This is a genomic window from Nocardiopsis sp. EMB25 (assembly GCF_026797795.1).
Taxonomy (GTDB): Bacteria; Actinomycetota; Actinomycetes; order Streptosporangiales; family Streptosporangiaceae; genus Nocardiopsis; species Nocardiopsis lucentensis.
This window is the reverse complement of record NZ_JAMTDN010000001.1, coordinates 4,818,647-4,837,831: the sequence shown is the minus strand read 5'-3', so window position 1 is coordinate 4,837,831 and position 19,185 is coordinate 4,818,647. Positions and strand designations below refer to the sequence as shown.

Here is a 19,185-nt window from a genome sequence, read left to right as displayed (position 1 = left end):
GGTAGGAGGAGACCGGTAACAGAAGGTGACGGTTGCTCCGAGGTGCCCCGTGTGCTTCCCCCTCTTCCTGAGAACCGTGCTGGACTGGCACCGACCCCTGGTGCTGACGGCGGCCCTGGCCGGACTCGTGCTGGCGGCGTCGCTGGTGGGGACCGCGGTCGACGGCCGGGTCCTGGTCGGGGAGCCGATCTGGGCCAAGCCCGCCCGGTTCGCGCTGTCCATCGCCGTGTACAACGTGACGCTCGCCTGGCTGCTGTCGCTGGTCCGGCCCGGCGGGCGCCGGCTCGGCTCGGTGATCGCCGTCCTCGTCGGTGTCGAACTGGTGGCCATCGTGGTCCAGGTCCTGCGAGGGCGGCGGAGCCACTTCAACGTGGAGACGACGCTCGACGCCCTGGTCTTCAACGGGATGGGCGCCGTGATCATGACGGTGTGGGCGGCCAACGTCGCCGTGGGCGTCCTGCTGGCGCGGAGGCGGACCGGGGACCCCGCCGTGACGTGGGCGGTCCGGCTGGGGACGGTGATCGCGCTGGCGGGCATGCCGGTGGCGCTGCTCATGTCCCCCGCCACACCCGAGCAGGAGGCCGCTCTGGCGGGCGGCGGGTCGGACGTGATCGGCGCGCACACCGTGGGCGCGCCCGACGGCGGTCCGGGGCTGCCGTTGGTCGGGTGGAGCACGGTCGCGGGGGACCTGAGGGTGCCGCACTTCGTGGGACTGCACGGGCTCCAGGTGATGATCCTGTTCGCGCTGGCCCTGACGGCGGTGACGCGGTCCGGCCGGGGACCGCGGCGCGCGCGGGCCCGGGTGCGACTGGTGGTCGTGGTCGCGGCGGCGTACGCGGGGCTGTTCGCGCTGACCACCTGGCAGGCGCTGCGGGGGCAGTCGGTGGTGGCCCCCGACGCGCTGACGTCGGCGGTCGGCGGCGTCTTGTCGGTCGGGACGATCGCGGGCGTGTGGTGGGCGGTCGTGCCATCGGGGACACCTGACGGCGTGGCGGCGGAGAGCGGGGCGAGGCGCTCCTCCGAGGGTGGGCCGGGGGCGGCTGAGTAGGTCATGAGCGTCCGGCCGGGGTCGCGGTTCCACGACCACCGCGCACAGGCGCGGCCCGTCCGGCCGCCGTCGTGTCAGCCCGCCGTGACGGCGACCGCCACCGCCCGGGCGATGTGGAGCGCGTTCACGACGAGGCGGGCCACGGCTCCGGAGGGCCGGTCGATCGGGCGGGGCGCCGTGTGGTCGGAGGCGCGTAGCGCGTCGACGCGGGAGTTGTGTGAGTCTTTGCCGCGTCGCGGCTCGTTCCCGGCACGGGGGAGGGAGAGACTCGGAGGTGGTGCGTTTCGTGGAAACACGCAGAAGGGGTACCCATGATCACCACCGACTTCGTTCCCGGCTCCCCGTGCTGGATCGAGCTGGGGTCGCCGGACATCGAGGCCTCCGTCACCTTCTACCGGAAGGTGTTCGGCTGGACCGCCAGCGAGGCGGCGCCGGAGACGGGCGGGTACCGGATGCTCCAGTTGGACGGGATACCGCTGGCCGGGCTCGGGCCGCTGACGCAGGAGGGGCAGCGGCCGGTGTGGACGGTCTACTTCGCCACCGGCGACGTCGACGAGACCGCCCGTGCCGTGGTGAGTCTCGGCGGCGTGGTGCACGAGGGGCCGACGGACGCCCTCTCGTTCGGCCGCATGGCGTTCTGCGCCGATCCCCAGGGCGGGGACTTCGGGCTCTGGGAGGCGCGTGACTTCCCGGGCATGGGGGTCACCGACCAGGCCAACAGTCTGTGCTGGGTCGAGCTGTGGACGCCGGACAGCGCGGGCGCGCTGTCCTTCTACTCCAAGCTGTTCGGCTGGCGCTACCAGGACTTCGCCCTTCCGGACAGTCCCGAGCCCTATCGGATCATCGCCCCGGCGGGCGGCGCCGAGGGGCGGGAGTTCGGCGGGATGATGGGTGTCGACCGCGCCCAGCTGGCGGAGAGCGGCGGTGGCGGAGACTGGCATCCGGTCTTCGCCGTCACCGACTGCGACGTGGCTGCCGCGCAGGTCACCTCGTCGGGCGGTCAGGTGGTCATGGGCCCCGCCGACGTTCCCCGGGTGGGACGCCTGGTCCTGTGCGTCGATCCGTTCCAGACCGGGTTCGTGCTGCTCACGCCCTCGCCCGACTGAGATCGGGGCGTGTCTCACGGCGCGGGCGGCAGGACTCCGGCCACGACCACGTGTCCGCTACCTCCGTCGGCGTCCCCCCGCCGTGGCGGGGGCGATGCGGTCGTTGCGCAGGTGTTCGTAGACGATCGACGCCCGCACGTCGGCGACCTCCGGCCGCTCCGTCAGCTTGTCGACGACGAACGCGTACAGGCTGTCGTTGTCCGGGAGGGCGACGTGGATGAGGAAGTCCTCGTTTCCCGAGGTCACGAAGACCGACAGGGTGTCGGGAAGGGAGCGCACCCAGTCGCGGAACGCCTCGATGTTGTGCCGTGAGGGCTTGACGATGCGCACGGTGATGAGTGCCTGCACCGGTCGGCCGATGAGCTCCAGGTCGACGTCCAGCAGTGCGCCCCGGATCACACCCCTCTCCCTGAGCGCGCGGGTCCGGTCCAGCGTCGTGGTCGGGGACGCGCCCACCGCTGAGGCCACGTCCCGGTTGGTGCGTCGTGCGTCCGACTGGAGTTCGGCCAGGATCGCCGTATCAAGTTCGTCGAGATCAGCCATAACCCCATAGTATCCGTATTAAGTACGGAAAGTTGTGTATACACCCGCTTTGTGCATAACATTTCCTTGAAAAGGTCGTATTTGGCTCGCCCAGGGAAGCCGATCCTTCCCGGGCAGGCAGCGTCGCCCGCCGGTCGACCCCGCTCTGATGCAGCGCCGCATCACCGCACAACAAGGGACGTCCGTCGCCGTCATGAGCGTTTCCTCCGTCGCGGCCGCCACCGACCGACCGTCGGTCCGGCCGCTCACCACGGCTCCCACAGGAGCCCTCCGAGGCCGCACCCTGGCCCTGCTGGCGATCACCTGCGCGGCACTGAACCTGCGCCTGGTGGTCACCGCCCTGTCACCCCTGCTGACCACGGTCGGGGACGAGTTCGGCTTCGCCGCCACCGTCATCGGCGTGTTCGGCACCCTGCCGCTGATCGCCTTCGCCGTCTTCGGTCTGGTCACCCCGGCGATCATGCGTCGCCTGGGCCCGGAGCTCACCGCGGTTCTGAGCATGCTGCTCACCGCCCTCGGCCAGGCCCTGCGCGCCTTCGCGCCCGACACCGGCACCCTGCTGGTGCTGACCGCCGTGGCCCTCGCCGGCGCGGCGCTGGGCAACGTCGTGCTGCCGCCCCTGATCAAGCAGTACTTCCCCGACCGCCTGGCGACGCTCAGCACCGTTCAGATGGTCGCCATCCACACGGGCGCCCTCTTCCCGCCGCTGGTCGCCGTTCCCCTCGCCGAGGCCGTCGGATGGCGCCTCGCCATCGGCGCGTGGGCCGTGATCGCCCTGGCGGCCGCCGGCCTGTGGGTCCTCCAGTGGCTGAGCCCCACCCGGGGCGACGCCGCCCAGGCCGTGCCCGCCCCGACCCGAACCGCGCTGGCCCGCCCCGTCTGGCGCGTGGGCATGGCCTGGCGCATGGCCCTGCTGTTCGGAATGGTCACCTGGAACGTCTTCACTCTCTTCACGTGGCTGCCGACCCTGCTCGCCGACGCCGGGCACACCGACGCCTTCGCCGGGAGCATGGTGTCGCTGATGGTCGGCGTGAGCCTGCTGTTCGGTCTGGTCGCGCCCACCGTCACCGTGCGTTCGGCCAACACCTTCCCGATCATCGCGCTCGGCGTGGCCGGGTACGCGATCGGCTACCTGGGAGTCGCGGTGGCCCCCGAGCACCTGACACCCCTGTGGGCGGTCTTCCTCGGCATGGGCACCAGCCTGTTCGTGGTGACCATGACCATGATCAACACGCGCAGCACCACCCCCGGAGGGGCGGGCGCCCTCTCCGGTTTCGTCCAGGGAGTGGGCAGCGGGATCGCCTTGGGCGGGCCGCTGCTCTTCGGCCTCGTGGGCGAGCTGACGGGCGGATGGGGTGCGTCGTACCTGTTCGTGGCTGGTGGATCGCTCACAGTCGCCCTGGTCGTGGCCTACGTCGAACGCACCCCGCGCACCATCGAGGCGGCCGCCGAATCCGTGGGTCGGCGTACCACGGGAAGGTCGGTCGTGCGCGCATAATGGCGGCATGAGATCCGCACCCCCCGATCGGCCTTCCAGACCGGTTCCCACGGCGTTCCACCGGTCCACATGACCACCGAGCGGCGGGACCCGTCCGGGCCACCCGGACGGGCCCCGTGCCGGGTCGGGGCGAACGGGTCCCGGGCGCTTCTGCGCAACCGCGACTTCCAGGCGCTCTGGACCAGCAGGTTCCTGGCCGGACTGGGCAAGGAGAGCGGTGAGGTCGCCTACCCGCTCCTGGTGCTCGCCCTCGTGGGATCGGCCGCGCAGGCCGGTGCGATCGGGGCCGCCCAGGTGACGGCGGCGATGGTCTCCGCCGTCCTCGGCGGGGCCCTCGCCGACCGGATCAACCGGCGCGCGGTGTTGCTGGTCTGCGACCTGGGACGGCTGGCCCTCCTCGTCCTGTTCACCGGCCTACTGCTGGCCGGGCACGCGTCCATCCCGCTCATCGCGTGCGTGGCGGTCGCCTCCGCCACCATGACGGGGATCGCCAACCCCGTGGCCACGGCCGCGACCAAACAGCTGGTCCCGGCCGCCCAGCTCGCGGACGCCGCCGCCCAGAACCAGATCCGCCTCTTCGGCACCACGGCCCTGGGCGCCCCGGTCGCGGGTTCGCTGTTCAACCTGGCAAGAGCGCTGCCGTTCGCCGTCGAGGCCGTCACCTACCTGGCCTCGGCCGTCCTGCTGCTGGCCGTCCGCCGACCCATGCAGGCGGACCGTTCCGAGGCTGAGGGGTGGACTCTGCGCGGGGTGGCCGACGGTTTCGTCCTGCTGGTCAGGCACCCCGTTCTGCGGCCGATGATCGCGTGGATCCTGGGGTTCAACCTGGTCTTCACCGTCACTGGGTCCTTCCTCGCCATCATCGCGACCGCGGAGGGGCAGGGCGCCTCCCACCTCCAGATCGGCATGACCGTTTCCCTGGCCGGCACCGGCGGCCTGGTGGGGTCCCTGGTCGCGGGGCTGGTCGTCCGGTGGGCGCGCCCGTCGGCGACCTTCCTCGTGGCGGCGTGGTCGGCCCCGCTGGGCGCGCTCGTGCTGCTCGCGGCCCCCAACGTGCTCCTGCTCGGGGTAGTCGTCGGATGCGTGTTCGCCATCGTCCCGAGCGCCAACGCCCTGTTCCACGGGTACGTGGCCGCCTCGGTCGGCGACGCGCGGCAGGGGCGCGTCCTGGGCGCCGTCGTGTTCCTGGCGATGCTGTCCCAGCCCGTGGGGATCCTCGGCGTCGGGCTCGTCTACGACCACGCCGGACCCGAATGGGTCTTCTTGACCATGGCGCTCGTGTCCGGGGCGGCCGCCCTGTGCACCCTCACCCCGGTGATGCGGTCCCTGCCCCGGCCGGAGGAGGTGTCCGTGGCCTGAGGGGGCACACTCCCGTCAGGCCACGGACACCGGCTGTCAGCCGCTGAACGTCATCGCCGCGATGGGATCCGTGGTCGGCTGCTCGGATCCACCCTCGGGCTCGATCGTGACGGCCACGCCCTCAGCGCCCTCGGCGTCGGCCGCGGCGACGACGGGAACGGCCACGCCCTCGTCGTCGAGGGCGAGGAGGCCGGCCGGGGTGACCGCCCCGTTCTCGTGGGTCACCCAGAGCTGGTAGTCCCGTCCCTCGAGTTCCGACAGCCCCTGGGCGCCGAACACGATGCGGCCCCGCTCCTCGGAGTGCACGAGGGTCATGCTGACCCCCTCCTCCAGTTCGCCGGAGGTGTACTCGGCGTCCGGCGCGGTGAGCACGGACGAGATGAGCCGCTCCCGCTCCCGCAGTTCGCGGACCTGGCCGACCTGGTCGGCCACGACCGCGCCGAGGGCGACCACCACGGCCAGGCAGGCGGCGAGCACCAGCCAGGGGCCCCACCCCCACGGGCGCCGACGGGGCTCGGGCAGGCGTTCCGGGGCGGGCGCCAGCTGCCGGGTCCGGGACACCTGTTCCATGACGCGTTCGCGCAGCCCCTCAGGCGGAGCCTCGGCCGCCGTCGAACCGAGCAGGGCGGCGGTCTCGGAGAAGCCCCGCACCTCCTGCACGCAGGCGGCGCACCCGGCGAGGTGGTCCTCGAAGCGCGTGCGCTCGTCGGGGGAGAGGGCGTTGAGGGCGTAGGCACCCGACAGGCGGTGCGGGTCCTGGCTCAGTGATCTCCTCACCACTCCACCCCCAGGCAGTCTCGGAGCCGGATCAGTCCGTCGCGCATCCGCGTCTTGACGGTACCCAGCGGCGTGGTCAGCAGCCGGGCGACCTCCCGGTAGGTGTACCCGCCGTAGTAGGCCAACCGGACGGACTGGCGCTGGAGGTCGGTGAGGGTGTCGAGGCACCGGCGGACGCGTTCGCGCTCCAGCCGGTCGCCGACCTCCTCCGCGACCTCGTCGAAGGGCCGGTGGGTCTCGGAGGCCGTGGCACGGGCCTCCCGGTCGGAGGCGGCCTGCTCGGAGCGGACGCGGTCGACCGCCCTGCGGTGCGTCAGCGTCATCACCCAGGCGCGGGCGCTCCCGCGGTTCTCATCGAACCGGCAGGCGGTGCGCCAGATCTCCACCAGCACCTCCTGGGCGATCTCCTCGGACTGGGCCGGGTCGCGCAGGATCCGGCGTGCCAGGCCGTAGACGGAGGGGCTCACCAGGCCGTACACCTCGTCGAAGGCCTCCTCGTCACCGCGCGCCACCCGCCGGAGCAGTCCGGCGAGTCTGGCGTTCGGCGGCCCCTGGGCCACGGCACCGGGGGCGAGGGGCTCCGCGGCTTCCTCGTCCATCTGCCCACTTCCTCTCACGGGCGGTCGGGAACGGTGTCCGGGCGGACCGGCGTCAGCGCACGGACCGCCCGGACGTCACGGCCCTCAGGAGGGCATCAGCACCGTGTCGACGATGTAGACCGTGGCGTTGGCGGTCTGGACGTTGCCGCACACCACCTGGGAGTCGCCGTTCACGGTGAAGTCCTCCCCGGCGCCCTCGGTGGTGACGTCCCCGCCCTGGAGCGAGGTGAACGTCCCGTCCTCCAGGTCGGACGGAGCGTGCCTGCCCCCGACGACGTGGTAGGTCAGGACCTCGGTCAGCTGCTCCTGGTCGGCGAGGAGGGCGTTGAGGTCCTCCTCGGGAATCGCGGCGAAGGCGTCGTTGGTGGGCGCGAACACCGTGATGTCCTCGGCCGAGTTGAGCGTGTCGACCAGGTCGGCCTCGGTCACGGCGGTGACCAGGGTGGACAGGACGGGGTTGTTCGAGGCCGCGGTCGCGACCGGGTCCTGGGCCATGCCCTCGAAACTGCCCGCGCCGTCCTCGGGGACCGCGGCACAGCCCGGACCGAACGCCTCCATGGCGGTCATGTCCTCGCCCGCGGTCTCCCCTCCGCCGTTGTTGGCCTCCTCGGTCGCCTCGGGCGACGCGGCGTCGGTGGCCTCCTCACCGCCCATGTCGCCGCAGGCGGTCAGACCGAACGCCAGAACGGCGGCGGAGGCGGCGGTGGTGAGTGCGCTCTTGCGAATCATGGAACTCTCCTTCAACTTGTTCAACTTCGGTGGCCGCGGTCGCGGCGAGGGAGGATGGTTCGTCACTCCGCTGTGAAGCGGATGCGGTGCCACCCGGTGGCTCCGTCGGGAACGGGTTCGGCTCTGGCCGAGGGCTGTGTGGCGCCGGTGGCGTCGGTCGCCCTGACCTCCACGTCGTGCTGTCCGGGTTCCACGGAGGTCTCGGCCACCCACTGGACCCAGGTGTCGACGCCCGGGACGCGGGCGAGCTCGGCCTCCCACCAGTCGCCGCCGTCCACCCGCACCTCGACGGCGTCGACGCCCCGGTGCTGGGCCCAGGCGACCCCGGCCAGAACCACGTCCCCGGCGGCCACCCGGGCCAGCGGGGCGGGCACGTCCACCCGGGACATGGTCTTGATCGGCGCCCGGACGGCCCAGCCGCGCTGTGCCCAGTAGGCGCGCTCGTCGGCGAACCGGGTGAGCTTGATGTCGGTGACCCACTTGGTGGCGCTCACGAAGCCGTACAGGCCGGGCACGACCATGCGGGCCGGAAATCCGTGCTCGGCGGGCAGCGGCTCGCCGCCCATGCCGACGGCGAGGAGGGCGTCGCGCCCGTCCATGACGACCTCGGTGGGGGTTCCGCAGGTCCAGCCGTCGTCGGAGGTGCTGAGGATCTGGTCGGCGCCGGAGTGCACTCCGGCGCGTCGGAGCAGTCGGGCGAGCGGGGCGCCCAGCCAGCGCGTGTTGCCCGCGAGGTCGCCGCCCACCTGGTTGGACACGCAGGAGAGCGTGATGTCGGCCTCCTCCAGCGGCATCGACAGCAGCTCGTCCATACCGATCTCGAAGGGGCGGTCGACCATTCCGTGGACGCGCAGGGTCCACCGGGAGGGGTCCGGCCGGGGGACGGAGAGCGCCGTGTCGATCCGGTAGAAGCCGGTGTTGGGGGTGGTGAACGGGGTGAGCCCCGGGACGCCCAGGTCGACCCCGGCGGGCAGCCGGGGCAGGGGCCGGGCCGGTTCGGGCAGTGTGAGGGAGGCAGCCGTGGAGGCTCCCGGGGACCGGGGGAGCCAGTGGCCGACGGCCCCGGCGGCCGCGGACGCCCCCAGGACCCCGGTCGCGGTCAGGACGAAACCGCGCCTTCCGGGTTCCCGGGTCGGATCGGGCGTCTCCCCCCGCGCCGCCGGTGCCGTCGTCTCCCCCTTCTCCCCCTCCACGGGGGAGGGACCGGCCCCGGCCCTCCTGAGCAGGAGGGCCAGGGCCAGCGCCCCCGCGACCGCGCCGACGAGGACCGGGACCACGGCTCCCGGTTCGTCGGCGCGGCGCAGGAGGACGGCGGTCGCACCCGCCGTCGCCAGGACCGCCAGTCCGGCGTGGCCGAGGACCGGGCGGGCGAGCGCCACGATCCCCAGCACGGCGCCGGACCCGGCGAGGACCACCACGATCCCCGCGATCAGTACGGGCTTGTCGGCCGTACCGAGCAGCGAGATCGCCAGTTCCATCAGCTCGGGTGGGCTGTTGTCGACGAGCGCGTCGCCGACGACGACCACCGGGGACGCGGTGCGCAGCGCGCCGGCGGCGAGTTCGGCGGCGCCGAGGCCGAACGCCGCGGTGAGCAGGCCGACGGTCACGCCGACGGCGGTTCCTCGCTGCTTCTCGGGCCGCGTGCTGCCGCCCCGTGTCTTGGTGGTCACGTGGGGGATTCGCGGCCGGGCGCGGACGCGGATTGGTCGGTTCGGAAGAATTTCCGTCCGGGGGCGACGCGGCCCCGTCGAGGGGGCCGCGCGGTCGGCTCAGGCGCCCGACTGGTGGAGGATGTTGCCGGTACGTCCCCTCAACGATCGGAGTTCCCCCACATGGCGTGGAAGACGCCCGTCACCGCGGTCGCCCTGACCGTATCGGGAGCCCTCCTGCTCAGCGGCTGCACGGCCACCGCCGGCTGGTGGTCCGAGACCTTCGGCGGGGACGGCCCGCCCGAGGTCACGGAGGAGTTCCCCTACGTCCGCGAGGGCCGGATTTTCCAGGACACGGGCCAGGACAACGAGATGACCTTCTCGATCACCGGCCTGGAGCGCACCGACGAGTACACGGTCATGTACTACGAGGTGACCTACTCCGACGAGTTCTCCGGCCCCAACCGGAACCTGAGCATGGCGCACACGCTCGTGGATCCGATGACCGGCCGGGTGTACCGCCAGTTCCTCGACGAGGACGGCCTCAAGTACGGCTCCGAGAGCCCGGGCGGGGACGGGCTGTACCCGGTGCACGACGAGGTCACCAACGAGTACGTCCGCTACTACCCGCGCCTGCCCGACGAGGTCGAGCAGGTGACCTTCATCGGCAGCGGCCTGGGCGCGATGACCGGGATCCCCGTCCAGGACGTGGACGAGGAACGAGCGGACCCCGAGGACCCGAACGGGGCCGACCACCTCACCCTGGACAACCCCCCGCCGCGCGGCGAGAACCTCACCTTCGCCAACCGCCGCCCCGACGAGGACGCCGTGGCCGACGAGGGCTGGGTGCAGAGCTTCGTCGACTCCCAGATCGCCTCCACCACCCGTGACGGCGACCGCGAGATCATTTCGCTGCACTCGGACGTGATGTTCGCCTTCGACAGCTCCGACCTCACCCCGGAGGCCGAGGAGGTGGTTCGGCGCGCGGCCACGACCCTGACCGCCAACGTCGACCCCGAGGACCCGACCATCACGGTCATCGGCCACACCGACGGCATCGGCAGCGCCTCCTACAACGACGCCCTGTCGGTGGACCGCGCCGAGACCGTCCGCGACCTGCTCGCCGAGGAGATCGGCTCCGGGTACACCCTGGAGGTCGAGGGGCGCGGTATGAACGAGCCGGTCGCGCGCGAGGGCGGACCCGACGACGAGCAGGCCCGCGCCCGCAACCGCCGCGTCGAGTTCTCCTACGTCTACAACACCTCGTCGGAGGCCTCGGAGGAAGAGGCGTACGACGAGGACGCCCTGGGCGTGGCCCAGCGCAACGTCACCTGGCCCGCGCCCTACAGCGACGACCCGGGTTCGGTGGTGGCCAGCGGTGAGCTCGACGGGGTGCGCCTGGACGTCTACCCGCTGCGCCGCGACGGCGCCTACGTCCTCGGGACGTTCGCCCTCACCAACACCGGGGACGAGCCGACCATCCCGGAGCTGGGCGGAACGGACGCGATCCTGGCGGGTGGCCCGGAGCAGTTCAACAAGGGCACGCTCGGCGGCTTCCAGCTGCTGGAGCCGGAGAACGGCCTGGTGCGGTACGTGGCGCAGATGGACTTCGGCGAGGGCCGCTACAGCAGCTTCGCCGAGGAGGTGCACCTGCTCCAGCCGGGCAACACCTACGACCTGGTCGCCGTGTTCCCGGCGCCCGCGGCGGACGTGGAGCGGCTGACCCTGCGCGCGGGCCCGTTCGGCGAGTTCGAGGAGATCCCGGTCGAGTACTGACCGGTTCCCCGACGCAGGCACGGGGAGGGGCGCGGTCGCGGTGCGCGCGGCCGCGCCCCTCGTGTGTGCGGGACCCGTGTCAGGTCAGGGCCGGATCAGAAGTGCGTGCCGCCGTCGACGCGGATCTCGGTGCCGGTGACGAACGCCCCGTCCTCCGACGCCAGCATGGCGACGACGGAGGCGACGGTCTCCGGCCCGGCGAAGCCCCCGCCGCCGACGGCGGGGCTCAGTTTGGCGAACAGGCTCATGTCGGCGTCCTCGGGCAGGCCCGGGCCGACGCTCCGCCCGCTCGCGCCGCTGCCGTCCGTCATGCCGCTGGAGATCGAGCCCGGCTGCACGGCGGTGAAGCGGATGCCGTCCGCGGCGTACTCGCTGGCGAGCGCGTGGGTCATGGACTGGACACCACCCTTGCTCGCCGCGTAGGCGGCCATGTACGGGTGGGCGAAGGCGGCTGAGGTCGAGCTGAAGTTGACCACGGCGGGACCCCGGCCCTCGCGCAGGTGCGGCAGCGCTTCCCGGATGACGAGGAACGTGCCGACCAGGTTCACCCGGAGGATGTGGGTGAAGTCGGCCGCGCTGGTCCGCTCGGTGTGCGAGGAGCGCAGGATCCCGGCGGCGTTGACCAGCGCGTCCAGTCCGCCGAGCTGGGCGGCGGCGGATCGGACGGCGGCGCGGACGGATGTCTCGTCGGCGATGTCGACGACCACGGTGCCGAGGCGCTCGGCGGCCGGGCCCGCCTTGTCCAGGGTGTCCCTCAGACCGGCCTCGCTCACGTCCGCGGCGACGACCGCGCCGCCCTCCGACAACACGCGCAGCGCCGTGGCCTGGCCGATTCCGGATCCGGCGCCGGTGACGAGTACGCGGCGCCCTTCGTAGCGGTTCATGGTCTGCTCCAGACTCTCGTGGCCGTCGGGCTGTGTCGTCGGCGGCTCCACTCCCCACTACACGTTATGCACGTTTGGCACGTCATGCCACATTGGCGTACATGGTCATTACCACATGACTATGCTGGTGGGAATGAGTGCCGCACCGCCGCCCGAGGCGCCCTCCGCCCCCCTGCACGAGCGCCGACGACGGGCCACACGCCTGGAGATCGCCCGCGCCGCAGCCGCGCTCTTCGCGCGTGACGGAGTGGACCAGACCACCGCCGAGGACATCGCCCGCGCGTCCGGGGTGGCGCTGCGCACCTTCTACCGCTACTTCCGCACCAAGCAGGACGCCGTGGCGCCGTTGCTGCTCGCGGGGGCCGACCGCTGGCGTGCCCGGCTCTCCGAGCGGATGGCGGCGCCGGGGAAGGGGAGCGCGACCGGGCGGGACCTGGTCGGGTTCCTGGCGGAGTCGGTCGCCGAGACCATGTCGGAGGGGGACGACGGCGGACCCGAGGGGCTGGAGTGGACGCGGGCGCTCCTGCGCGCGGCCGCGACCGACGAGGCCCTCCGCGATGTCTGGTACCGGGTGAACCGGCAGTCGGAGGAACGGCTCGCCGAGGTGCTGGAGACGTGGCCCGGGTTCGGCGACGACCCGATCGCCCACCGCCTGGCGGCGGCCGTCGCCACCGACGCGGTGCGGGTGTCGCTCGAGCAGTGGGCGGCCGTCGACGCACCCGCGGAGGGGGACGACGGTCCGGCCGCCCTGGTCGACCGCTGCCTGCGGCGCCTGGCCGCGGGCGTGCTCAGTTCCTGATCCGCTCCGCGGCCGTCATGACGACGCGCTCCAGGTCCTCGCGGGGCACGTCGCCGAAGTAGGAGATCGCGGTCACGTGCAGCTCACCGGGGAGCGCCAGGTACAGGTGGCGGCTGGAGCCGTCCACGGTTCCCACGTACTCCAGGTCGCCGCCCAGGCTGTCGGCCTCGTCGGTGTGGTAGGTGTCCACGTCCACGTCGACGTCCACCTCCCAGTTCATCCGCTCCTCGGAACCGGGCACCCGGACCACGTCGGGATTGGCGCTCGGGTCGGCGCCCAGGGTGAACACGACGGTGAAGGTGGGACTGCCCGGCTCGGCGCCGCCGTCACCGTACGAGCACACGAGCTGCTCCGCGTCGTCGACGCCCTCGACCTCGCCGGACTCCTCGGTCAGGACCGGGCCCGGTGCCAGGTCGCCGACGACCTCCGCGACGCCCGCCGCCGCGCACGACTCGGGGAGGGCGTAGCCGGGCGCGTCCGGGGTCTCCTCGGCGTCGGGACCGGTGCTGGGCTCGCCGCTGGGATCACCGAGCGGCAGGCCCTCGAAGGCGTCGAGGTCGCCGCTGGACAGGCTCAGGTCCATGTCGAGGTCGATCACGCCGAAGCCGACGAGGGCGACACCGCCGACGGCGACAACGACGACGGCCGTGCCCAGGCACGACAGGGGGGTGGAGGGGATCAGGCGCATGGGTGGCTTTCGGATCGGGGGCGCCGGACGGCGGGAGGAGACTCCGGCGGGGGTCACAGGGAAACTTAGCAAGTCCCCCGTGTGCCTCGCCGACGTGGCCGAGTCCTCGTTCCCGCCGCCCCGCGTGTCACGGTCCGGTCAGAGGTTGATCATGTGCCCGGCCAGGCCGTGCACGGCCTCCTTGACCGCCTCACTGAGCGTCGGGTGCGCGTGGATGTTGCGGGACACCTCGTGCACCGTCAGGTCCCACTGCTGGGCCAGCGTCAGCTCGGGCAGCAGTTCGGTGACGTCCGGGCCGATCATGTGGGCGCCGAGGAACTCCCCGTACGCGCCGTCGGAGATGACCTTGACGAAGCCGCGGGTCTCGCCCAGGCCGTGCGCCTTGCCGTTGGCCATGAAGGGGAACTTGGCGACCTGGACGTCGTACCCGGCCTCCCGGGCCTCCGTCTCGCTGTAGCCGAAGCTGGCGATCTGGGGCTGGCAGTAGGTGGCGCGCGGGATGAACCGGTAGTCGACCTCCTGCGTCTCGGCGCCCGCGATGGTCTCCACCGCGACGACGCCCATCGCCTCGGCGGTGTGCGCGAGCATGAGCTTGGCGGTCACGTCGCCGATCGCGTAGATGTTCGGGACGTTGGTGCGGCCCCGGGCGTCGATGTCGATCGCGCCGCGGTCGGTCAGCTTCACACCGGTGTTCTCCAGGCCGTAGCCCTCGACGTTCGGCGCGAACCCGATCGCCTGGAGCAGGCGGTCGGCCTCCAGGGTCTGCTGCTCGCCGTCGGAGGTGGAGACGGTGACGCGGACGTTCTCGCCCGTGTCCTCGACCCCCTCCACGCGGGTGGAGGTCATGACCTTCACACCGAGCTTCTTGTAGGCGCGTGCCAGCTCCTTGGAGACCTCCTCGTCCTCCAGCGGGACCATGCGGTCGAGGAACTCCACGATGGTCACGTCGACGCCGTAGTTGGCGAGGACGTAGGCGAACTCGACGCCGATGGCGCCCGCGCCCGCGATGATGATGCTCTCGGGGAGGTTCTCGTCGAGGATCTGCTCCTCGTAGGTGACGACCCGCTCGGAGAGCTCCGTGCCGGGGATCAGCCTGGTGGAGGACCCGGCGGCGATCACCGCGTTGTCGAAGGTGACGGTCTCGGTGGAGCCGTCCTCACCGCGCACCTCGACGGTGTTGGCGTCGAGGAAGGCGCCGCGCCCGTTGAGCTCGGTGATCTTGTTCTTCTTCATGAGGAAGTGGACGCCCTTGACGCGGCCCTCGGCCACCTCACGGCTGCGGCTGTGGGCCTTGCCGAAGTCGAACTCGACCGTGCCGTCCACCTTGATGCCGAACTGGTCGGCCTCGGTGCGGAACAGGTGGGCCAGCTCGGCGTTGCGCAGGAGCGCCTTGGAGGGGATGCAGCCGACGTTCAGGCAGACGCCGCCCCAGTACTTCTCCTCGATGACGGCCGTGTTCAGCCCGAGCTGGGCCGCGCGGATCGCCGCGACGTAGCCGCCGGGCCCAGCGCCGAGGACCACCAGATCGAAGTGTCGCTGTCCCATGACGGGATCTCTCCTTGAGTGTGCTCGTGACGCACCCAGGCAGCCGGCAGGCCCGGGGTGTCGGATTGCCGAACGCCAGCCTAGCCGTGCGGCCCCCGCTCGTGGGTGACCAGGTGGACGCGCACGCCCTCAGGCGGTCTTCTCGGCGGACTCGGCCGCCGTGGCGGCCCTCTCCCGGGCCTTCTGTCTGGCCTTCTCCGCGCGCTGCTGCTTGAACACGGGGTAGAAGGCCATCGCGAAGATGATCGCGAAGGTGATCCACAGGGCGTAGCGGTCGACGAGGAGGATGATGTCGACCCCGGTCTGACCGCTCGCGTAGCCGACGGCCGTCACGACCCCGGTGAGGATCAGGGCGCCGAGGGCGTCGAAGAGGAAGAAGGTCCGCAGGCGCATTCCGGTCCACCCCGCGGTGACGTGGATGAGTGCGGCGGGCACGCCCGGCAGGTAGGAGAGCGTGAGCGCGATCCGGATGATCCACGGGTTGAGGTCGTGGGCCTTGTCCGCGAACTTCTGCGCCCGCTCGCCTCGGGCGAGGAAGTTGTTGATGAAGCCGCGGCCCCAGCGCCGGCCCAGCCACCAGAACAGCCAGTCGACCTTGACCTTGCCGAAGACGCCCGCGACCACGACGAGCCACAGCGGGATCTCGCCGATGCGGGCGAAGGCGGCCGCCGCCCCGACCGCCGCGTTGCTGCCCGTCAGGAAGGCCAGCCCGATCGGATGGTCGGCGATGAGGAGCGGTTTGACGGGGGTGAGGGCCAGGAAGAAGGCGGGGATGCCGATGGCGCAGGCGAGCAGGATCTTGTCCTGGCGGGTGGCCTTGCCCTTCCAGGGCTTCATGGCACGCAGGGCCTCCCGGGCCTCCTGCTCGCGTCTGGCCCGCTCCGCCTCCTTGGGGTCGGTGGGGGCGTCGTCGCCGGGGCCGTCCGCGGGGCCGTCCGCGTCGGTCGCGGTGTCCTCGTCGGTCCGGTCGGTTCCGGTCTCGGTGACACCGTCGCCCGGGGTGGTCTCGTCCGTGCTCGCGCCGTCGGCGGTCGGGTGGGTGTTCCTCTGCGTTGCCATGGTTCCCAGCATGTCGTGGCGGACGGGTCCGCCGTAGTCGTACACGTCACCGTGTCGGAATGAGGGACGTGACGTGCGGGGGATGACAGGTGTCATGTCGGGACGCGCAGGGGGCACGGCGTCCGCGGGTCCGGATTCGGTGGAGGGTGAGGGGGTGAGACGAAGCCCCCGCGAGACACCGTCAGTCCCGGGGACCCGGCGGCACCGGCCACCGCCAGGACGGGGCCCACCGGCAGCTCTCGGAGACGTCCGGGGGCATGGGCGGGAGCAGGTGCGCGCCGGGCGGCCGCTCCTCGTCCGCGGTGACCGGTTTCGGGGCGGGCGGAGGCGGTTCGGCCGCCCACGGGTGCGGTTCGGGCTGGTCCGGCACGGGGCCCCACGGCTCCGGCGCGAGGGGCTCGGGACCGACGGGCTCGGGAGCGGCGGGCTCCGACACGGCACCCCACGGCTCCGGCGCGAGGGGCTCGGGCACGGGAACGCCGCCGGCCTCGCCTCCCGGTTCTCCGAACCCGCCGAAGGCGGCGGACCCAGAGGCGTTCCCGGGGCCTCGGGGTTCCCGGAACGGGAGCGGTTCCCCCGGTTCCCGGAGCCCTTGGGGTTCCCAGATCTCCTCGGTCCCCAGAGCCTCTCCGATCCCGCCGGGGTCACCGATCCCTCCGGGGTCCTCCGTCGCCCAGGCCTCCTCGTGTTCCCAGGACTCCCTGGTCTCCTTCGGCCCGTCCTCGTCCCCGGGCGCCGGGGATTCGAACGGCGCCGACAGCGGCCCCGAGTCCACCTCGGCGAAGTGCGCCGCGACCCCGAAGTGCCGGGGAGCGAGCTGCGAACCGGTGTCGTCGTGTTCGATCGGCGGCGCCAGCGGGTGGCGGACCGAGCCCGCCGGGTGCATGCGCGACCACCACGCGGCGGCCTCGTCCGGGTGCAGTTCCTCCAGGACCTCCAAGGATCCGGGGATGTGCGGGTGGCGGCGACCCGCGCGCCACGAGTGCGCGAGTGTCTGCGGTTCCAGGACCAGCACCCGTTCGCCGTCGATCACCGGGATGTCGGCCGGGACGGCCTCGTTGCCGAGCCACGTTCCGTCGCCGCCGACCAGGTCCCACTCACCGCGCACGACGTCCGCCAGGGGGTCGGCGGGCGCGTTCAGGCAGGCGGCGGTCCAGCGCGGATCCGGTCGGGTGCCCGGGACCCGGTGTCCCTCCTTGCCGATGAGCGCGTCCGCCAGCAGCGTGTGCAGCTGGAAGTTGTCGCCCATCCCGTCGAACCGCACCCGGAACCCCCGCCAGGACGCGCGGTCGAGCACCAGCGCACGGCTCGTCTCGGCCATCCTCAGCAGTTCGTGGACCTCGACGAACTCGCTGAGCTGTGTCGACAGCGCGCGGACGATCTGGCCCAGCCCCTCCAGCGCGCTGGCGTCACCGCGCACGGCGGTGCGCACACCAGGGTCGCCCAGCATGGCCTTGGCCGCGAGGCCGTAGCGCTGCGAGGTCCACCAGCCGACCGTGGCCAGCGGCGCGTTGTCCCCGAGGACCTCCTCGACCCGCTTCTCCTCGGCCTCCGTCACCGCGGCGGGGGCGGGGAGCGCTCCGCCGCCCGTCTTGTCCCACGCGTGCATGAAGGCCACGGCCGCCTGGCCGTAGCTGCCGAGTTGGCGGAGGACCTCCAGACCGACCTGCCCCGCCGGGGCGCCGGACTCGACCAGGGCTCCGGCCAGGACGGCAAGGTCGGCGGCCACGCCCGCGACGGATTCGCACTCACCGAGGACCGGTGCGAGCGCCTCCAGCGCGGTGGCGAGCTCATCCTTGGACACCTGTGAGGACAGCCGGAACACATCGTGCACGGCGGAGGAGAACTCTGGTGCTTGGCTTGCGGCGGTGTCGAGGACGCGTTGGAACGCGGCGCGGAACTCTTCAGTCACCCGAGAATCCTTCCATATCCACACGTGTCATCCGTGGTCCGGACAGGTATGGGCGAAAGCCCCACAGGGGAAAGTTCAGGGTGTGTCGAGGACACGGATCTCGTGTCCGTCGCGGTCGGGTTCCAGGAATCGCAGCAGCCGCAGGCCCTCGGCGGTCACCTCGTCGGTCTCCGCTGGGGTCAGGGGACGGAACGGGACGACCTCGACGGCCGCCGCGGCGCGCGTGCGAACCACCTTCCACGCGGCGCTGACCTCGCCGTCCACCAGGACCGTGGCCGGGGGCATCCCGTTACGCGCGCAGATGCGCCGCAGGTCCTCGGCGGAGATGACCCGGCTCCGGTCGGCGTGGCCGCGCAGGAGGTTGTCGAAGTCGTACAGAAAGCGCGCGGGGGCGGGGGTGTCCGGGTCGGGGCGCGGTGCGTCGGGCAGGTCGAGGAGTTCGGCGCCGTCCTCTCCGCGCAGGACGATGAGCCGGTCGCGTAGCCGGTCGACGACCTCGCGCAGTCGGGTCAGCCCCGACCAGGTCTGGACGTCCTTCACGCTGGCCGGGCCGAACGCGGCGAGGTAGCGCGTGATCAGCGTCGCCGGGTCGGGGCGGGCGTCGAGGGTCCGCCCGGTCCAGGTGTCGGCGGGGGCGAGCGCGGGTGGTCCCGACGCGCCCCACACCCCGCGTGGTGGGACCTGCACGACGGGCAGTCGGCAGCGGACGACGTAGGCCAGGTCGCGGTCGGGGACGTCGGGCCAGCGCTCGGCGAGGCGGGCGCCGAGGTCGGTGGGCGTGAGCGGCCGTCGGGCCAGGAGTTCGCGGCCGACGGCGACGACCGCGTCCAGGTCCAGCTCGCGTGTGGTCCGGCCGTGGCCGCTGTGGGTCAGATCGCGGTCGATCACGGCCTGCACGGTGGCCCGCAGCCACGCCATGTCCTCCGGGGTGACCAGGTGGAGCGTCGAGCGCATGAGGGTGACGCGCACCAGCTCGCCGTCGGTGAGCATGCGCCCGACCGCGTGCGGGTCGAGTCCCTCGATCCGGTTCTGGAGGCCGACGTACCAGGTGTGCGTGGTCTGGGCCTGGAGCCCCGCGAGGCGGGTGACGACCTCCGTGACGGGCAGGTCGACGCGGCGGAGGAGGAACTGGCGGGCGAGAGTGGCGCGGTTGAGCGCGCGCCGGGTCAGGGTGGTGCCGGTCGTGGTCATCGTGGCCTGCTTCCCGGTCGCTG

18 protein-coding genes are annotated in these 19,185 nt (G+C 72.4%); 6 read left to right on the top strand and 12 right to left on the bottom strand.

The window, feature by feature from the left end:
* Positions 1-49: 49 nt before the first annotated feature.
* Positions 50-1,048, top strand: coding sequence for a hypothetical protein (locus tag KIK06_RS21250; RefSeq protein WP_268644836.1), 999 nt, complete (start codon positions 50-52; stop codon positions 1,046-1,048).
* A 74-nt stretch (positions 1,049-1,122) separates the two neighbouring features.
* Here KIK06_RS21250 and KIK06_RS21245 read toward each other — a convergent pair whose 3' ends face one another.
* Positions 1,123-1,344, bottom strand: coding sequence for a hypothetical protein (locus tag KIK06_RS21245; RefSeq protein WP_268644835.1), 222 nt, complete (start codon positions 1,342-1,344; stop codon positions 1,123-1,125).
* A gap of 15 nt (positions 1,345-1,359) precedes the next feature.
* Between KIK06_RS21245 and KIK06_RS21240 the strand changes: the two genes are divergently transcribed.
* A complete protein-coding gene (locus KIK06_RS21240) occupies positions 1,360-2,154 on the top strand; it encodes a VOC family protein (protein WP_268644834.1) in 795 nt (264 codons plus the stop codon).
* Positions 2,155-2,211: 57 nt separating this feature from the next.
* Here the strand turns inward: KIK06_RS21240 and KIK06_RS21235 are convergent, their stop codons facing one another.
* On the bottom strand, positions 2,212-2,697 hold the full coding sequence (locus KIK06_RS21235; RefSeq protein ID WP_268644833.1) for an Lrp/AsnC family transcriptional regulator: 486 nt from the start codon (positions 2,695-2,697) through the stop codon (positions 2,212-2,214).
* A 193-nt stretch (positions 2,698-2,890) separates the two neighbouring features.
* Between KIK06_RS21235 and KIK06_RS21230 the strand changes: the two genes are divergently transcribed.
* A complete protein-coding gene (locus KIK06_RS21230) occupies positions 2,891-4,195 on the top strand; it encodes an MFS transporter (RefSeq protein ID WP_268644832.1) in 1,305 nt (434 codons plus the stop codon).
* Between the two features lie 69 nt (positions 4,196-4,264).
* Positions 4,265-5,554, top strand: coding sequence for an MFS transporter (locus KIK06_RS21225; RefSeq protein WP_268644831.1), 1,290 nt, complete (start codon positions 4,265-4,267; stop codon positions 5,552-5,554).
* Positions 5,555-5,590: 36 nt separating this feature from the next.
* Here KIK06_RS21225 and KIK06_RS21220 read toward each other — a convergent pair whose 3' ends face one another.
* The 4 genes from KIK06_RS21220 to KIK06_RS21205 all read right to left on the bottom strand — a co-directional run bounded on the left by KIK06_RS21220 (position 5,591) and on the right by KIK06_RS21205 (position 9,329).
* On the bottom strand, positions 5,591-6,331 hold the full coding sequence (locus KIK06_RS21220) for an anti-sigma factor (RefSeq protein WP_268644830.1): 741 nt from the start codon (positions 6,329-6,331) through the stop codon (positions 5,591-5,593).
* Complete coding sequence (locus KIK06_RS21215; protein ID WP_268644829.1) at positions 6,328-6,930, bottom strand: sigma-70 family RNA polymerase sigma factor; 603 nt, start codon at positions 6,928-6,930, stop codon at positions 6,328-6,330. The genes KIK06_RS21220 and KIK06_RS21215 overlap by 4 nt, the downstream gene beginning before the upstream one ends.
* Positions 6,931-7,014: 84 nt before the next feature.
* Positions 7,015-7,659: a fasciclin domain-containing protein gene (locus KIK06_RS21210; protein WP_268644828.1), complete on the bottom strand. Its 645-nt coding sequence runs from the start codon at positions 7,657-7,659 to the stop codon at positions 7,015-7,017.
* A 62-nt stretch (positions 7,660-7,721) separates the two neighbouring features.
* Positions 7,722-9,329: a molybdopterin-dependent oxidoreductase gene (locus KIK06_RS21205; protein ID WP_442789785.1), complete on the bottom strand. Its 1,608-nt coding sequence runs from the start codon at positions 9,327-9,329 to the stop codon at positions 7,722-7,724.
* A 162-nt stretch (positions 9,330-9,491) separates the two neighbouring features.
* Between KIK06_RS21205 and KIK06_RS21200 the strand changes: the two genes are divergently transcribed.
* Positions 9,492-11,084 (top strand): OmpA family protein, encoded by a 1,593-nt coding sequence (locus tag KIK06_RS21200; RefSeq protein WP_268644827.1) that lies wholly within the window; start codon positions 9,492-9,494, stop codon positions 11,082-11,084.
* A gap of 95 nt (positions 11,085-11,179) precedes the next feature.
* On the opposite strand, the gene KIK06_RS21195 is transcribed toward KIK06_RS21200, so the two are convergent.
* Positions 11,180-11,968 carry an SDR family NAD(P)-dependent oxidoreductase gene (locus KIK06_RS21195; RefSeq protein ID WP_268644826.1) on the bottom strand — a complete coding sequence of 263 codons (789 nt, stop codon included), beginning with the start codon at positions 11,966-11,968 and terminating at the stop codon, positions 11,180-11,182.
* Between the two features lie 133 nt (positions 11,969-12,101).
* On the opposite strand from KIK06_RS21195, the gene KIK06_RS21190 reads away from it, so the two are divergent.
* Positions 12,102-12,767: a TetR/AcrR family transcriptional regulator gene (locus KIK06_RS21190; protein WP_268644825.1), complete on the top strand. Its 666-nt coding sequence runs from the start codon at positions 12,102-12,104 to the stop codon at positions 12,765-12,767.
* On the opposite strand, the gene KIK06_RS21185 is transcribed toward KIK06_RS21190, so the two are convergent.
* From KIK06_RS21185 to KIK06_RS21165, 5 genes are all read right to left on the bottom strand, one after another.
* Complete coding sequence (locus tag KIK06_RS21185; protein ID WP_268644824.1) at positions 12,757-13,455, bottom strand: hypothetical protein; 699 nt, start codon at positions 13,453-13,455, stop codon at positions 12,757-12,759. The genes KIK06_RS21190 and KIK06_RS21185 overlap by 11 nt on opposite strands.
* 138 nt (positions 13,456-13,593) lie before the next feature.
* Positions 13,594-15,000: a dihydrolipoyl dehydrogenase gene (lpdA, locus tag KIK06_RS21180; protein ID WP_017601969.1), complete on the bottom strand. Its 1,407-nt coding sequence runs from the start codon at positions 14,998-15,000 to the stop codon at positions 13,594-13,596.
* A gap of 129 nt (positions 15,001-15,129) precedes the next feature.
* The gene (locus tag KIK06_RS21175; RefSeq protein ID WP_268644823.1) at positions 15,130-16,059 is read right to left on the bottom strand and encodes a DedA family protein; all 930 of its coding nucleotides are present in this window, start codon (positions 16,057-16,059) and stop codon (positions 15,130-15,132) included.
* A gap of 181 nt (positions 16,060-16,240) precedes the next feature.
* A complete protein-coding gene (locus KIK06_RS21170) occupies positions 16,241-17,971 on the bottom strand; it encodes a hypothetical protein (RefSeq protein WP_268644822.1) in 1,731 nt (576 codons plus the stop codon).
* 75 nt (positions 17,972-18,046) lie between these two features.
* A complete protein-coding gene (locus KIK06_RS21165) occupies positions 18,047-19,162 on the bottom strand; it encodes a winged helix DNA-binding domain-containing protein (RefSeq protein ID WP_268644821.1) in 1,116 nt (371 codons plus the stop codon).
* Positions 19,163-19,185: the final 23 nt, after the last annotated feature.